Source organism: Methylomonas sp. BW4-1, assembly GCF_052474385.1.
This window is the reverse complement of record NZ_CP184125.1, coordinates 1,451,940-1,468,493: the sequence shown is the minus strand read 5'-3', so window position 1 is coordinate 1,468,493 and position 16,554 is coordinate 1,451,940. Positions and strand designations below refer to the sequence as shown.

14 protein-coding genes are annotated in these 16,554 nt (G+C 50.7%); 8 read left to right on the top strand and 6 right to left on the bottom strand.

Going from position 1 to position 16,554, the window contains the following annotated elements; genetic code table 11:
• Positions 1 to 666 carry a phage tail protein gene (locus tag ACH5Y9_RS06810; RefSeq protein WP_445369039.1) on the top strand — a complete coding sequence of 222 codons (666 nt, stop codon included), beginning with the start codon at positions 1 to 3 and terminating at the stop codon, positions 664 to 666.
• A 163-nt stretch (positions 667 to 829) separates the two neighbouring features.
• Here ACH5Y9_RS06810 and ACH5Y9_RS06805 read toward each other — a convergent pair whose 3' ends face one another.
• The 6 genes from ACH5Y9_RS06805 to ACH5Y9_RS06780 form a co-directional block, all read right to left on the bottom strand.
• Positions 830 to 1,174, bottom strand: coding sequence for an FUN14 domain-containing protein (locus tag ACH5Y9_RS06805; RefSeq protein ID WP_445369038.1), 345 nt, complete (start codon positions 1,172 to 1,174; stop codon positions 830 to 832).
• Between the two features lie 84 nt (positions 1,175 to 1,258).
• Positions 1,259 to 3,388 (bottom strand): peptidase domain-containing ABC transporter, encoded by a 2,130-nt coding sequence (locus ACH5Y9_RS06800; RefSeq protein WP_445369037.1) that lies wholly within the window; start codon positions 3,386 to 3,388, stop codon positions 1,259 to 1,261.
• 2 nt (positions 3,389 to 3,390) lie between these two features.
• Entirely contained in the window at positions 3,391 to 4,638 is a 1,248-nt protein-coding gene (locus ACH5Y9_RS06795) for an HlyD family secretion protein (protein WP_445369036.1), read from the bottom strand.
• Between the two features lie 45 nt (positions 4,639 to 4,683).
• Complete coding sequence (locus ACH5Y9_RS06790; protein WP_205454196.1) at positions 4,684 to 5,118, bottom strand: nitrogen fixation protein; 435 nt, start codon at positions 5,116 to 5,118, stop codon at positions 4,684 to 4,686.
• Positions 5,119 to 5,125: 7 nt separating this feature from the next.
• On the bottom strand, positions 5,126 to 5,419 hold the full coding sequence (locus ACH5Y9_RS06785; protein WP_445369035.1) for a hypothetical protein: 294 nt from the start codon (positions 5,417 to 5,419) through the stop codon (positions 5,126 to 5,128).
• Positions 5,420 to 5,461: 42 nt separating this feature from the next.
• Positions 5,462 to 5,644, bottom strand: coding sequence for a hypothetical protein (locus tag ACH5Y9_RS06780; RefSeq protein WP_171695166.1), 183 nt, complete (start codon positions 5,642 to 5,644; stop codon positions 5,462 to 5,464).
• A 620-nt stretch (positions 5,645 to 6,264) separates the two neighbouring features.
• Here ACH5Y9_RS06780 and ACH5Y9_RS06775 point away from each other — a divergent pair.
• From ACH5Y9_RS06775 to ACH5Y9_RS06745, 7 genes are all read left to right on the top strand, one after another.
• Positions 6,265 to 9,582, top strand: a complete 3,318-nt coding sequence (locus tag ACH5Y9_RS06775; RefSeq protein ID WP_445369034.1) for an EAL domain-containing protein — start codon at positions 6,265 to 6,267, stop codon at positions 9,580 to 9,582.
• A 225-nt stretch (positions 9,583 to 9,807) separates the two neighbouring features.
• Complete coding sequence (locus ACH5Y9_RS06770; RefSeq protein ID WP_415878363.1) at positions 9,808 to 10,473, top strand: Crp/Fnr family transcriptional regulator; 666 nt, start codon at positions 9,808 to 9,810, stop codon at positions 10,471 to 10,473.
• 154 nt (positions 10,474 to 10,627) lie between these two features.
• Positions 10,628 to 14,101: a FecR domain-containing protein gene (locus ACH5Y9_RS06765; protein WP_445369033.1), complete on the top strand. Its 3,474-nt coding sequence runs from the start codon at positions 10,628 to 10,630 to the stop codon at positions 14,099 to 14,101.
• A gap of 39 nt (positions 14,102 to 14,140) precedes the next feature.
• On the top strand, positions 14,141 to 14,611 hold the full coding sequence (locus ACH5Y9_RS06760) for a hypothetical protein (RefSeq protein ID WP_101053309.1): 471 nt from the start codon (positions 14,141 to 14,143) through the stop codon (positions 14,609 to 14,611).
• Between the two features lie 311 nt (positions 14,612 to 14,922).
• Positions 14,923 to 15,324, top strand: a complete 402-nt coding sequence (locus ACH5Y9_RS06755) for a hypothetical protein (protein WP_445369032.1) — start codon at positions 14,923 to 14,925, stop codon at positions 15,322 to 15,324.
• Between the two features lie 53 nt (positions 15,325 to 15,377).
• Entirely contained in the window at positions 15,378 to 15,779 is a 402-nt protein-coding gene (locus ACH5Y9_RS06750) for a hypothetical protein (protein WP_445369031.1), read from the top strand.
• Between the two features lie 53 nt (positions 15,780 to 15,832).
• Entirely contained in the window at positions 15,833 to 16,270 is a 438-nt protein-coding gene (locus tag ACH5Y9_RS06745; protein WP_445369030.1) for a hypothetical protein, read from the top strand.
• Positions 16,271 to 16,554 lie beyond the last annotated feature (284 nt).

The window sequence follows — 16,554 nt, the reverse complement described above, 5'->3', positions numbered from 1 at the left end:
ATGTCAAAATCATTCAACAAACCACTCTTGAAACTGGCCATGATCGCTATCACCGGCTTACCTGTATCAGCCTCGGCTTGCGGTTCCGACCCCTTTCTCGGCGAGATTTGCACATTTAGCTTTAATTTTTGCCCGCGCGGTTATTTGGAAGCCGCCGGACAGACGCTGAGCATTGCGCAAAACACAGCCTTGTTTTCGCTGTTGGGTACGCAGTATGGCGGTGATGGACAAACAACATTTATGCTACCGGATCTGCGCGGCCGTTCGCCAATCGGGGTCGGGCAAGGTCCGGGGCTATCGCCCATATCGATTGGCCAAGAAATCGGCATAGACTTTGTAACCCTAAGACAAGACCAAATGCCTATACACGCCCATGGTGCGCAAACTTTTTTAGATAACGTTTCTGCTACGATGGACGCAGTAAGTACAGCCGGCAATAAGAGTACGCCCTCCGGCAATGTATTAGCGGCATCGACATCGAGAGATAATATCTATTCAAGCGACGCCCCCAACGCTTCCCTAAAGGCAAACATCATAAAATTTACGGGTAGACCAACCACTTCCGTTCAGCCCGCCGGACAAAGCGTGCCTTTTGATAACCGTTCACCTGCTTTGGGTATCACTTACTGTGTAGCCACACAAGGTATTTTTCCTGGCCGAAATTAACGGCTGGAATCTTCTAAATCTGCCCTGTTAAACGCAAATAGTCTGAAGTGATATTCACGACACATAGTGCCCACGCAAAAAAAGTGGGCACTATGTGGCTAGACAAAGCACCCTGCTGACTGAGCCACATGATCAACCCGCAGCCGGGTAAGCAATAACCGATTTACCCGAGTTTAAATCCCACAAAAAAACCGCCTGCACCGCTAACACCCCGACTGGTAAACACCGCCAGCCGATCCAGCAAGAAACTGCCGGATTCCTTGGCAGCCTCTGCGGCTGAGCTAGCCGCATTTTCCAACGCCATGTTGTTGATGTTGATAAGATCGTAATATTCGGCAACGAACAAAATCGACACAATCGCCCCACCGACAAACAAGGCCGTGCGCAGCATTTTTTTGGCGAAATAGCCGACCGCCATTCCCAAAATAAACGGTGCGCCTAAATTGCCCAGCAAAAAGGCTTCGGAAAAAATATCGTTGGATGCGTGTGTTTCAATGGCGTTATTCATAAAATCCAGTCGTAAAATGTTTAAAAATTTTCGAGGATTTTATAACGAATCCGGCAACATAGAGCATTTACTGCTCAGCAACATCTAAGCCGCCTGCGACGCATAACACGGTCCGGCAAGCGCATCCGCCGCTATGGCTTGTAAGTCAATCACCCTATCCACCGAGGCGATAGTCTCCGGGCGATGGGCGATGATGATGCGAGTCAATTTCAGTTGCTGCACCGCACCGTTCACCAGCTTTTCGCGGGCCACGTCCAAGTGGCTGGTGGCTTCGTCCAACACCAGAATTTTTGGGCGTTTGTATAAAGCGCGGGCCAGCAGCACCCGTTGTTTCTGACCACCGGACAACACCGTGCCCATATCGCCTATCAGAGTGTTGTAGCCCATAGGCATGGTCATCACATCCTGATGCACCGCCGCCAGTTGCGCGCAGGTTTCTATCCAGGCTTGATCCGGTTCCGGATCGAAAAAACAGATGTTGTCGGCAATCGAGCCGGCGAACAATTGATCTTCCTGCATCACCGCCGCCACCATATTGCGGTAATCGTGGCTGTCGATGCGGTTTAGGCGCACGCCACCGATGAGGATTTCGCCTGCGCTGGGCTGTAACAAACCCAAGATCAGTTTGGCCAGCGTGGTTTTGCCGTAACCGGACGGACCAATGATCGCCACCGACTCGCCTTCGGCAAAATCCAGATTCAAATTTTTCAGCACCGGCGGCTCGGAAGGTGCGTAACTGAAATCCAGATTGCGGATTTGGATCGATGCCGCCAGTTGCTCGTGACGGGCACCACTAACATGCTCATCTTCGACTTCCGCCAACGCAATATCGGCGACCCGTTCGGTGTGTAAGCCCAGCATTTTGAATTCGATGCCTTTTTCGATGAAGCTGCCCGCCCGATGAGTGAACTGGTCTTTAAAGGACATAAACGCAAACAGCATCCCCACCGAAAAGCCGCCGTCCAGAATAAACAAGGCGCCTAGCCAGATCACCGCGATGTTTTCCACCCCAAACAACAAGCTGTTCAGGGCGCGGTAAATGATATTGAGCTTTTGCACGCGGATGCCGGCGTTGAAATGATCGACCATCAAATTTTGATACCCGTGCCGGCGTTGCAACTGGCGATTAAATAACTTCACGCTTTGCATGCCACGCACCGTTTCCAGCAGATTGGTTTGCTGCTTGGCGGCGCGCAGGATTTGCTCTTCGCTGGCTGCCCGCAAAGGCGCGAACGATGCCAAACGCAACAGGCCATACAGTAGCGCGGCCAGGCTGACAATAGCCGCCAGTTTCCAGCTGTATACCAGCATCATACCCAGTGTCACCAACGCCATCACACCATCAATGATGGCTTCCAGAAAGCTGGTGGTCAGGGTTCTTTGAATCACATTCAACGATTCGAAGCGCGAGACAATGTCGCCCAGATGCCGCTTCTCGAAGAAATTCATCGGCAACTGCAATAAATGCCCGAACAGATTGCTCATCATCTGCAAATTCACCGAGGTACTGAGTACCAACACCACCCAGGAACGCAGCGCGGTAATGCCTATCTGAATCAAGGCCAGCAATAAAAATCCCAAACCCAGTACCGTCAATAGATTGGTATCACGGGCCACCACCGCGTTATCCACCACCAGTTGCATAAAAAAAGGCGCTACGATGGCAAACACTTCGATGGCTGCAGCCAATAAAATGATTTGCAAGGTAGCGCTGGAGGCACCGTTCAATCGGCCGATGAGGCGGGAAAGTTTGATTTGTTGACGTTCGGTTTTGGCGGTAAAAGCTTGGGTGGGCTGCAACTCCAAAGCAATACCGGTGAAATGTTTGGAGACCTCGGTATAGGGCAAATGCACGGTACCTTTGGCCGGATCGTGTATCGTCGCCACGCCGCGTTTGACCTGGGTCAAAACTACGAAATGATTGAAATCCCAATGCAAGATCGCTGGCAAGCTAAGTTTGCTCAATTCGTTTAAATCCACCCTTACCGGGCGCGAGCCCAGATGCAATTGGTTGGCGATCTGGATCAGATGATTCAAAGTCGAGCCTTTCAAGGACAGGGAAAACTTCTGCCGCAGGCTGGCCAAATCCACCCGGTGCCCATGAAAATTGGCGACCATCGCCAGACAGGCCAAGCCGCATTCGGCCGCTTCGGTTTGCAGAATCAGCGGGGTTTTTCTGCGACCGGAAAAATCGAGAATGTGTTGCATAGCCATGATTAAACCCGTCCTAGAATGCTGTAAAGGGGATCGAATACCCATTCGATCAAGCGGCGATGATCCAGCCAGATGTCCGCGTCCAGCAGCATGCCGGATTGCAGAGGAATATCCTGGCGATAGGCTTGCACCGCTTGTTTGTCGATCTCTACCGTTACCCGGTACACCGGCTCTTGCAACGTCACCGGCAAGTCGGCTTCCTTGGGGGTAATCAAGGTTTTGGCAATTTCGACGATGCGGCCTTGATGACTACCGAAGCGTTGATAAGGAAAAGCTTGATAACGCACCGACACGGTCTGCCCCTGTTCGACAAAGCCCACCGCGCTGGACGGCACCAATAATTGGGCTTGCAATTTGGCACCTTGCGGCAAGATGGACAGCAAGGGATTGGCGGTCGTGGCGTTTTGCCCCTGCTCCGCCAGGATCGTGGTGACGGTGCCGTCGTGCGGCGCGGTAATCACAATATTACGGCGCGATTCGGATTCGGTGATGTTTTGCGCCAAACTCGAAATATTGCGTTCGATGGCCGCGCGCTGGTTTTTAAATTTCATTTGGCTACTGTCCGCTTCCAACTGCGTGGAGCGGATGTCGCGTTGTAAGGTCATCTGTACCCGTTGCAGGGCTTGCAGCTTGGCTTGGTGATCCAACCATTCATCTTGTTTTTGCTGCGCTTGCACGGCCGAAACGAATTTTGTGCTTAGCAACTGCTGATAGCGTTGCGAAGTTGCCGCAGCACCAGCCAGACGCTGTTGCTGGGTGGCTAATTCGCTATTGACTTGTTGCAACTCGCGTTGCATGCCCTGCAGTCTATCCAACACGGAACGGTATTGAATCTGATCGATTTGCTCTTGTTTGACCAGTTCGGTCTCCAGACTCTCCCGGCGTTGTTTCAGTTGTTCAATCGCCGCCGCCTGAGCTTGCGGGGTTTCCCGCGAACTACTCTCAGTGGATAACACGAACAGCGTATCGCCGGCTTTAACCGCTTGCCCCTCGCGAACGTGTTTCTCGATCAAGGTGCCGGCCTGCGGCGCATACACTTTGATTAATCCCATGCTCGGCGACAAATAACCATTCACATGCGATTTGCGGGTGTATTCGCCCCAAAAGGCAAAGGCGATCAGCAGCAAAGCGCTGCTGACGGCTAAAGCGGTGAGAAAGGCAAACGACAAGGATTCCACGTGAATAACCTCCCCTAAGGGCTTGTCTTTTTTAAAGTCCAAGGCTTGTTGTCGAAATAACTCATGTTTCATAGCGCCGTTTCCTTCTCACCCATTTTGACATTGCGACCAAACCCCTCAGAGAACGCCGTAGTCGGCTGCCCGCCGCATGTCTTCGGTCGGCTTGAGGTTATTGGTCACCACTTGCGGACATCTAAAACATGCCGAGCGGCCTTCCTGTAGCCACCAACGACAGTCGGCACGAATCGCGCACACCGGCAATTGCTCGGTGACCGTCGGCGTAAAACGCACGACTTTTTCAGCCAGCCGGCATTTGGACTCCGCTTCCGCGTAGTGCCCGCAACCGGTGCAGGCGCACGGCGCGGAAAAGCGGAACACTTCCGCCGGACTGACAGGACCCGCCAGTTCGAGCAATTGCTCGGTCACCGGTTGCGGGGCAGTCAAATAAGCCATTTCAGGCTTATCCGCGGTGCCGGTCATTACGCCGATGACTTGAGCGCCCTCCCATTCCGGCTGCGCGCTGGGGCATAACACTGGGTTTTCCGAGGTCATGGCCTTATCAACCCAGCTGGGTTGCTCCTTGCAGGCCGCCCGCTAAGCCACCGGCCAAACCGCCGGCACCCTGATTGGTAATCACATTATTTAATCCTCTAAACTGATCGAACCAGGGGCCGCCAGCGATAATGCCTTTATTCAGCACCAAGCTTAACGAGGCTCCGCCGCTAACTTGATCCAGTTGTTCCTGATTTAATTCCACGCCGGCAGCCTCGCGGGCTTGCAAAGCGCGTTCTATGCCTTGCGCGGCAAAGGCGGATAACTCATCGGCAGAAATTCGAGTGGTTTTGTTTGACATGACAGCTCTCCAAAAAATAAAAGATGACTTCAGGGAAGTGATTTAGCGCACAACCAAGCCAGCATTGGCTTTAATCACGAACGACCCTGGATTGATGACCGGCCAGAATTTGCGGGGAAACTGACTTAAATCGGTTCCGACATCGACTAAACCGCCGGAAACTTGGCTGATTTCCTCAGGTTGCAACACCTTCAGACCTTGATCTAATTTGGATTTTTGAGACATTGTCTTTCTCCTTAAAAAAGTGATGAGGCCGGCTCATAGCTGGCCCAACGACTGCGATACCGGCAGCATTGCTTGCCGAACCACATCCCCATCTACCGGTTTGTGAACTTGAGCGGGTATTGATACTTTAGGTGTTCGCCACCCTGGAAAGCTGTGAAAAATTCCACTGCGAATGGCGGTAGTTTTTCATTCGACAAGGATTCGTGCCGCTATGGCGGCTACGCTAAAAGCGGAGCTTGGCTGGATGCGTAATTTGCGAAACTTTTTTACCGGCTAAATTTAAAGATCGTCTTCAGCATCTACAATTATTATCACGGCCCTAAAATACCGTTGGCCTAAATGCCTTGAGAGTACAGTGTCTATCGAAGGCTTAAACCGCCTCAGGCTTCGACGAGCGCAGCCCAAACGGGGCGGCAGCGATAAATTGGGCCGATTTGCATGGCAATGTCTTTGATACAAATGACGGCATTTATAGAATTTGGCGGCTTTCCATAGCCAAACTGATCGGGAGCTGCCGCTTACACAATTACCCGAACTCGACACGATTCCAGCTTTGCAGCGTACTGCCCAAGATGCGCTAAAAAGATCACTTCACAGCGATAGCCATTGACCAAACAACCATGAATAACGCGCCTTCACCCGCGAAACAGACAACGTTATCCGAAGCAGTTGCTCCTTCATTTACCCGAGTTTTAATTTCCAATATCGTGGGTTTAGTGATGTTGCTTGGTCTGGCGCTGTTAATAGGCATGACTTGGCAAAGCGTCGCCAGCACTGAAGAAACTACCCGGCGGGAGGTAAAAGAAACCCTGGACCGCGCGACCGAGCGCCTGCAGATTTTGATTCGCGCGGCGGAGATGACAGCCGAATCCGCTGAACGTGCCGCGATAGCCCCGGAGGTAACGGGCGCCACTTTACAATCGACACTGGAATATTCGCTGGCGGCATTCGAACAACGCCCGGAATTAAGTTATCTGGGCATTTCCTTGGCAGCTTCAGGCGAATACGGCGCGTTGGAACGGACTGCAAATGGCGAGATTTTACTTTGGCTATTCCCGGGTGACCGCACGGAAGGCCCGCCTGCGCGAAAGTTCATATTGACCGAGCAGGGATTCGTGCTCCATCAACAGCTGTTTAACCAACACTACGATCCCCGCAGCGATGCGTTCTACGCAGCCGCTTTGCGCAGCCCGAGCGGCGACACCTGGGTTCCGGCTTACCGCTGGGCGGAGCCATTTACAGGCAACGAGCCTTTGTGGGGCTTCAGCTACGGCAAAGTCCTGAAAGATACGGGCGGTCGTTTGATCGGCGTTCTGGATGCTGACTTCGACATCCCGGCATTGAATAGCTTTCTAAGCGCCATAGGTACGGAATATCACTCCCGGTTTCAGGTCCTGGAGTTGGGAGCCGCTCCCCGCCTAATCGGCGATCCGTTGCAAGTAGGCCGAGCGCCGTTGCCCTTGCCTGCCGATTTGAGCCCTTTGCTGAATTTCACCGGCGAATTATTCCTAGACCGCATGCTATTGGAGGGTGAGCAACGCTGGGTTGCCGCCCGCCGCATGCCGCTGAAAGGCGGTATGTCTTGGTTGGTCATTACTTCGCGTAAAGTATCGTTTATCGAAGACATGCTGCGTCGCCAGTTGTATCAGGTGGGCGGTATGGGCTTGGCAATTACCGCAGGACTGGTGCTGGTTTCGATGCGCATGGCCCGGCGCTTCGGCAAACCGCTGGCGGCGCTGGAGCGCCGGGTCGCCGGCATCGGTCATACCGAATTGGAACCCCCGGCGGCCGCCACTTTCGCCACGAACGAGTTCCGGGAAACCCAAATTCTGGGTGAAGCCCTCGACCACATGGCCGTGGCCGTTAAACAACTGCTGGAAGCCAAGGAACAGCAAGCCGCTTCGCTGGCCTTAAAAGGCGCAATTTTCGACTCCACTCACACCGCAATCTTTAGCCTGGATCACCAATTGACCGTTATAGAATGGAACGCCGCCGCAGAACGTTTGTTTGGCCTGGCGCGTGAATACATTCTGGGTAAGGCCATCACCGATGCTGTGCTTGCGCCCGACGGCCACGCTGATTGGGCCGAGATTCTCAGCACCACCGATTCCGGCGCTTTTCAATTTGTCGGCACCCAAGGCGTGTTCGACGCGGAATTGCGAGTGGCGGCTTTTAAACGCAACGGTTTGGAAGTCCGCACGCTGTTTCTAAACGACATCTCGGAACGACAACGCGCGGATGCCGCGTTGCGGGAAAGCTTGGCCCGCTTCCACGCCGCCACCCGTGCGACCGGCGATGTCGTGTGGGACTGGGACTTCGCCAGCAACAACATTTGGTGGAGCGAGAACTTTCAAATTGTGTTCGGCTACACCACTGACGAAATTTTGCCTTCATTCGACTTCTGGGCCCGCCGCATCCACCCCGACGACCGCGACCGCGTGGTTGCACACCTTCAAGCCACCGTAGCCGGCAGCGAGAACACCTGGTCCGAGGAATACCGTTTTCGGCGCAAGGACGGCAGCTATGCCGACTTGTTTGATCGCGGCCAATTGCTCTGTGACGACACGGGACGCGGCGTGCGGATGATAGGTGCCATTCAGGACATCACCGCGCGCAAACAGGCCGAGCTGCAGATTCGCTATCTGGCCACCTACGACGGCCTCACCGGCCTGCCCAACCGCGACCTGATCCAGGACCGCATTGCCCAAGCCATCGCCCACGCGCGCCGCGCCGGCAATCAGCTGGCACTGCTCTATCTGGATCTGGATCGCTTCAAGATAGTTAACGACGGCTACGGCCATCCATTCGGCGATGCGGTGCTGAAGGTCGCCGCCGAGCGGCTAGGCAGCCTGGTCAGGGACGGTGATACCGTGTCTCGCCTGGGTGGTGACGAATTTCTAATTTTGCTGACTGATTTAAATAAAGATAGCGATGCCTATTTCCTCGCCCAAAAAGTGGTCCGGCATCTTGATTGTCCGCTTCTGGTTCAGGGGCGTAATATCCATTTGTCCGTGAGCATTGGCGTCAGCGTATTCCCGCAGGACGGCGAAACCGCCGAGGCGCTGATCGACAACGCTGACGTGGCGATGTACCGCGCCAAGGACCTAGGCCGCAACACCTGTCAATTCTTCACCCGCGAGATGAGCGAGGAAACCCTGCGCCGCGTCAATATAGAGACGCGCTTGCGGGAAGCGTTGGCATTGGGACAGTTTCAGCTGGCCTACCAACCCAAGGTCAACTTGAAAAACGGCCAAATTTCCGGCTGCGAAGCCTTATTGCGCTGGCAACATCCCGAAATGGGTGCGGTATCTCCCGCCCAGTTCATTCCAATCGCCGAGGACTCCGGGCTCATCGTGCCCATTGGCGATTGGGTGCTGCGCGCAGCTTGCGCTCAGGCAAAAGCCTGGACAGACGCCGGTTTGCCGCCGGTCTGTGTGGCGGTGAACATATCCGCACGCCAGTTTCTACAGCAGGATGTGATCAGTTGGGTGATGAATACGCTCGAAGACACCGGTCTACCGGCCTCTCAACTCGAACTGGAACTGACCGAGAGTTTGATCGCTCAGGATGTCGAGAAGGTCATCGCCACTTTTAGCCAGCTCCGGACCGCCGGGGTGAAGCTGTCCATAGACGATTTCGGTACCGGCTATTCCAGCCTCAGCTATCTGAAACGATTTCGCGTAGATACCCTGAAAATTGATCAATCCTTCGTGCGTGACATGCTCACCGATCCGGAAGATGCCACTATTGTATTGGCGGTGATTGCACTGGCGCACAACCTGGCGTTCAAGGTGATCGCCGAAGGCGTGGAAACCGAACAACACTGCCAGTTTCTGCGCGAACACCACTGTGACGAGATACAGGGCTATTACTTCAGCAAGCCATTACCGGCATCAGCATTCGAGGTCTTGCTGCGTAACGGCAAAAGCTGGGTATAAACGGCAGGCGCTTGGCGGGCTGGCATTTGCAAAGTTGAAGTTCGCCAATGCGCCGAGCTCTATTCCCGCTGCCGCCGTAAAAGGGGTATGTCTGTGATTTAATTGGCCGACAATCTGTGAAATACTTCACTATCATGACGCAAACTTAGTAAGCTAGGCGTCACATACAAACCAGACCGTTATCAAAAGCGGCACTCTACTAAACCAAGCGGTTATAGCCTCATCATGCAAGCAGAAGTCATCGCCAGTCTGAACCACATCCCCTTTCTCGCCGATCTGCCCGAGGAGGCTTTGGAAGCTTTGGCATCCAGGGCCAAGGTCATTAAATTTCCGAAAAAGGCGATGATCATCGCCGAGGGCGACCAGACCAGTTCGCTTTACATTATTTTGTCCGGCAAGGTGCGGGTGTTCGGCAGTAACGACAAAGACAAGGAGGTCACCTTATTGATTCAGGAGGCCGGCTCGTATTTCGGCGAACTGGCCTTGCTCAGCGACGAACCCCGTTCCGCGGCTGTCGAAGCGCAGGAAAAAACCGTGTGTGCGGTCATCGCCAAAACCGATTTCATCCACTGGTTGAAACTACACCCCGATGCGGCGATTGCCTTACTTAAAGTATTGTCGGAAAAAGTCAGATTCCTGACCGAGAAAGTCAAACAAATGGCCTTGTCGAATGTTTACGAACGCACCATTAAAGTGCTGCAAGACATGGCGGAAAAAGAAGGCGACGTCTACGTGATTCATAACCGCCCCACTCAGCAAGAGCTGGCGACCATGGTGGGTTCATCTCGGGAAATGATTAACAAAGTGATGAAAGAGCTAACCAAAGGCGGTTACATCAGCGTCGACGAAAAAACGCTCCGCATCGAAACCACCCCACCGGCCGCATGGTGAGCTGCCTGTAGCGATTATCGGCAACGCATGATCGCAACTGCACCTTGGGCCAATTGACAAAAATAAGAAAATCCCGAGCAAAGTTAATTATTACCTTGATCAGTTAGGGTTTCAGACTTTATCATCCGAAAAAAAAACATCTTTCGGAGATAAAATGCGCTGCCTTGTGATTTGCTTCATGGTTTTATTTGCGCCAATGTGTTTGGCGGAAACCGATGCGACCGCGACAAGCTGTAGCGTGGAAAAAGCCGCCAGACTGGTTTCGCTGCAAGGCAGTTTATATTACGACGCCGGCGCGCAAGGCCAATGGCAACCGGCACAATTGGAACAAACTCTTTGCGAAGGCAGCAGAGTTAAAGTCGAAGCGTACAGCCGTGCGTCTTTGTTACTTCCGAACGGCATCACGCTGCGTTTGGCCGAAGGCACCGTCTTGACCTTAAACGGCATAGCCCCCAGCCAGCCCAGTTTAGTCGATTTGCTGAAGGGCTTTGTGCATTTCATCAGCCGCACACCCAAGCAGTTACAAATCACCACACCCATCGCCAACGCCGGCCCGGAAGGCACCGAATTTGCGCTACGCGCCGATGATGCCAGCGCCGAATTGTGGGTCTACGAAGGTGCCGTGCGCTTTTTCAATACCTACGGCGACATTCACCTGAAAGCCGGCGAAGCGGGTCAGACCTTGTTGGGCCAGGCCCCACGTGCGCAAATCGACCTCAAACCCGCCGATGCGGTGAACTGGGCCTTGTATTACCCGCCACTATTGCCCTATTCCGCGTCCGATCCCGCTATAGCCCCTGCTCTACGCGCCGCGATACAGAATTATCGGCAAGGCCGGATCGATTTGGCGCTAACAACTCTGGACCGGACACCGCCGGCTGAACAGTCCACAGAGTTTTTGAAAACCCGCGCGGCAATCAGACTAACAGCCGGGCAAAGCCAGTTGGCGATGCAGGACATTCAAGCCTTACGCGCCGGCAATACGAATGACGCGGACGCTTTGGCGCTGGAAAGTATTGTGGCGCTAACCCAAAATCGCAAAGCCGACGCACTGAATCTGGCCGAGCGCGCGGTGACGGCAAATCCGCAATCGGCTACTGCTTATTCAGCTTTATCGTATAGCCAACAAGCCGGATTCGAACTGGAAAAAGCCTTGGTAGCGGCACAGCATGCCAGTCAGCTAGCAGCTAACGATGCGATGACTTGGGCGCGACTGTCCGAACTGCAATTGGCCCTGGGCTTACGCTCGGAAAGTGCAGAATCGGCAACCAAGGCATTTATGCTAGACCCCAATCTGGAAAGAACTCAAACCGCGCAGGGCTTTTCGCAATTGTTCCGAGTGGATACCGCCCTAGCCTTACGGCATTTCGAATCTGCCGTACAGTTGGATTCTACCGCACCACTACCGAGACTGGGTTTAGGTCTAACGAAAATCCGCAGCGGCGACCTTGAAGCTGGCCGCCGCGACCTGGAAATTGCCGCCATTCTCGACCCGAATAATTCCTTGCTGCGTAGTTATTTGGGCAAAGCCTATTACGAAAAAAAACGCCCCGACTTGGCTGGTGATCAATTCGACCTGGCAAAACAACGCGATCCAAAAGATCCAACACCTTATTTTTACGATGCATTGCTCAAGCAAGCCTCCAATCGCCCAGTCGAAGCCCTGCGCGACATGCAGCAGTCCATAGAACTTAACGAAAACCGTGGCGTGTACCGCTCGAAACTGCTGCTGGACGAAGACGCCGCAGCCCGCACCGCCAATCTGGCGCGCATTTATAACGACTTGGGCTTTGGCCGGGTCGCGTTGAAAGAAGCCTGGAAGTCCTTGGGTCACGATGCCACCGACCCGTCGGCGCATCGTTTTCTCTCTGATGCTTACGTCGGTCAACCGCGCTACCGCGTTGCCCGCGCCAGCGAACTGTTGCAGGCGCAGTTGCTACAACCGATTAATATCACCCCGGTGCAACCACAGCTAACCGGGGAAAATATCGGCATTCTGAATAATACCGGGCCGGGCAGCTTATCGGTCAACGAGTACGATTCCTTGTACACCGGCAACGGCGCGCATATGGTTCTGAACGGCGCCTACGGCAGCAATAACACCAAAACCGATAACGCCATAGTCTCCGGCGTGTACGACAAACTATCGATGAGTCTGGGCCAGTTCCATTACCGAACCGACGGCTTTCGGCAAAACGACGATTATCAGCAAAATATCTACGACGCCTTTGCACAATACGCCTTCACGCCGGATTTTAGCCTGCAAGTCGAGTTGAAATCGGAAAACGTCAGAGCTGGCGACGTCCCGATGCGTTTGAACGGATTTCACGATGAAACGCTTAGACAGACTATCAAGCAAGACACGGCAAGAATTGGCGGCCACTATAAAATCGATCCTGAACAGGATGTGATCGGTTCATTTTTTTATACCAGGAGAAAGGAACTCACCCATAATAACTTCCTACATGCCTTCACCGACGATCCTGACTTCGACAACCTTGACGATACATCCAGGTTAAACAAAAACGAAGGCTATCAAACAGAAATACAATATCTTTACCGCCCGCACTCCTTTGAATTAATAACCGGGTTGGGCCATCTGGAGTTAAGGAACGATATAAACTTTGATAATACAAATGTCTTTATCAATGGCGACCCAGACCCCCTCACGGATACGTCAAAAACAGCCAGCCAAACGCACCATTTCAATGGCTATATATACTCGAAACAATATTTACCGAAAAACCTAACGACAACCTTGGGACTCAGCTTTGATTATTTGGACAATGAATTAATCGATGTGAATTCAGCGACCCTTTATTCGGATGGTTCATCCACCGTCTCCACACAGAATCCAGACCTTATTAAACGGCAACAACTTAACCCTAAGTTTGGTATTACTTGGAATCCGATAGAGAATTTAACTTTGAGAGGAGCTGCATTTAAAACGTTGAATCGACGCCTAGCCGCAAATCAAACAATTGAGCCAACGCAAATAGCCGGATTTAACCAGTTTTTTGATGATAATAACAATGCTAGAGCTTGGCGATATGGCGTGGGACTCGATTACCATCCATTAAAAACCGTATTCGTCGGCGGCGAACTTAGCTGGCGAGATAGCCGACACCCCTTTACCAGCAACGGCGTATTGACACTTCAAGATCGTAACGAATTGTCGCATTTAGCTTATATTTACTGGGCGCCTAAAGAATGGCTAGCTTTCAAAACGGAGTATCAATTTGATAAACAAGATAGAGCCTATAGGGCGGGCAACGGCGCCCTCAATCTCCCACAAAGCATCGCAACTCATCAAATACCCGTTTCTGTCAACTTCTTTCATCCGGTCGGCTTTTTTGCAAGAGTAAGTGGCACCTATGTTAATCAACACGTTGCAACTGCGACTGACTTTATCGCCAATCCGTTAGAATACCAAAGCGAAGGCTTTTGGACGTTTGATACTGCTGCCGGCTACCGTTTGCCAAAAAGACTCGGCTCGATTAATTTTGAAGTTAGGAATTTATTTGACAATAAATTCAACTATCAAAGTAATTTCGATGCTAGCGGCCCGCAAATCAGCCCATTTACCCCTGAACGGCAATTATTTGTAAAACTCAGCTTGTTTTATTAATTTGTTATAAGGGCTTTTTAAAAAATCAGGAGAAGTATAATGAAAAAAGTTATCGGTCAAACCCCTATTCTAATAGTACTTAGCAGTTTTTCTATTTTTGGATGCGGATCGAATGAAAGTATTGAAACACTAGTTGATCAAAGGGTCGCCTTAGCAAGTGGCGTCAATTTTGACACTGCAAAAATAGCAGTACTAGATCCGGAGACAGGTCAGGAACTATCGGCTTGTATTCAAAATAAATCCGATCCTCGTCGCAACGCCGAAAAAGTACAGTCGTCCACCAAAGACGCAGCCGAAAACTGTAAAGCCACTTTGCTTATTGACGATAATCCGGCACTTAAAGCAGCATTGGAACTCAGCAAGCAAACCATACAAGGTGAAATAAAAAAAGACGGCGAAGTGAAGCCTGCCCGGATTGTTATTTCAATTACCACCCTTTATAAAGGCTCGCATTGCAACGTCCTTTCATCCGGCGGCGACCAATACGAGAATTGCGGCAGGCAACGTTAAATTTACTATAAAAAACAGGGATCAGTGGCAAAGCAACTTACGCGGCAAATTAGCTAGTTACTCTACCGAAAACAACATAATGCTCCCGCGCAAGTGGGAGCCGTAAAAACTAATTTATAAAATTATCTTTATAAGCATTGTATTCAACTTTATTTCATAAAATTTATTGAAAAATACTTGACAAACAGGTAGCACACCCTTAGAGTTGACTCAGTTTATTTACTAGACAACTTCAATTACCGCTAAGCAGCATTCTGAGTTTGCGCAATAAGCTTATTACTTATCCAATAACCTATATCCGGACTACCGACATGAAAAATAACACATATTATGTTACTTCGATGTTTATTAGCGCCTTGCTGTCAATATATAGCCAAAACTCACAAAGTAATACCAACCAAACCGAAAATACCTTCATACCCCAGGCAACAACTGATTTAAGAACTATAAGCCACAAAGAAGCACAGGGCTGCATTCAATCACAAGGTAACTCAGCTATTTATAATACCCGCACATTAAGCCCGGCAGACGGCAATCCTCAAAACGGAAAACTTTGCTCTCCCTCAATGGTTAAATATGACATTTCAAAGACCGATTCTGCCCAAACCATATCGGCGCAGGCAGCACCGGCGCCACTCTATTTAGCTTCTGATTGCAACGTCGTGTACTCCGGCGGAGATCAGTACGAAAATTGTATCGACAATGAGCGTTGAGTTTGCGCAATAAGCTAATTACTTTTTCAATAACCCATACCCGGACTACCGACATGAAAAATAACACACATTATATTACGTCTATGTTTATTAGCGTCTTGCTGTCAATATATAGCCAAAACTCACAAAGTAATACCAACCAAACCGAAAATACCTTCATACCCCCGGCAACAACTGATTTAAGAACTATAAGCCACAAAGAAGCACAGGGCTGCATTCAATCACAAGGTAAATCAGCTATTTATAATACCCGCACATTAAGCCCGGCAGACGGCAATCCTCAAAACGGAAAACTTTGCTCTCCCTCAATGGTTAAATTTAATATTTCAAAGATCGATAATGCCCAAACCATATCGGAGCAGGCAGCACCGGCGCCACTCTATTTAGCTTCTGATTGCAACGTCGTGTACTCCGGCGGAAATCAGTACGAAAATTGTATCGACAATGAGCGTTGAGTTTGCGCAATAAGCTTATTACTTATCCAATAACCTATACCAGGACTACTGACATGAAAAATAACACATATTATGTTACTTCGATGTGTATTAGCGCCTTGCTGTCAATCTATAGCCAAAATTCACAAAGTAATACCGACCAAACAGAACGTACCTTAATAAGCCCGGCAACAACTGATTTAAGTACTATAAGCCATAAAGAAGCACAGGGCTGCATTCAATCACAAGGTAACTCAGCTATTTACAATACCAGTACATTAAGCCCGGCAGACGGCAATCCTCAAAACGGAAAACTTTGCTCTTCCTCAATAGTTAAATATGATATTCCATCGAAAAACTCATTAAATGATATGGATGAACCAGTATTTTCTCAGTTATCTAATTCATCACCAGCTCAACAAATAGCAGAATACTGCACTACTATTTATGCTAACGGCTATGAATATAAACAATGTATAAGCGATGAAGAACTCGCCGACCTTTTAGAGTAATCGAATCTTACACAAAGGCTTCGGAACTTCCTGGAGCCTTTGTGTGCTTTTATTAATCTAAGTTTACTGAATAAGTGTATCTCTGCCTTCTTTTTCTTTATATTCAAGTTAATATAGGCGGATTGAAATTTATTCATAAAATTTATCGAAAAACACTTGACAAACAGGTAGGGCGCCCCTAAATTTAACTCATCTTATCTGCTAGACAAATTCAAACCGTATCTCAATATTGGCATGCTGAGTTTGCGCAATAATCTGATTACTTATCCAATAACATATACCCG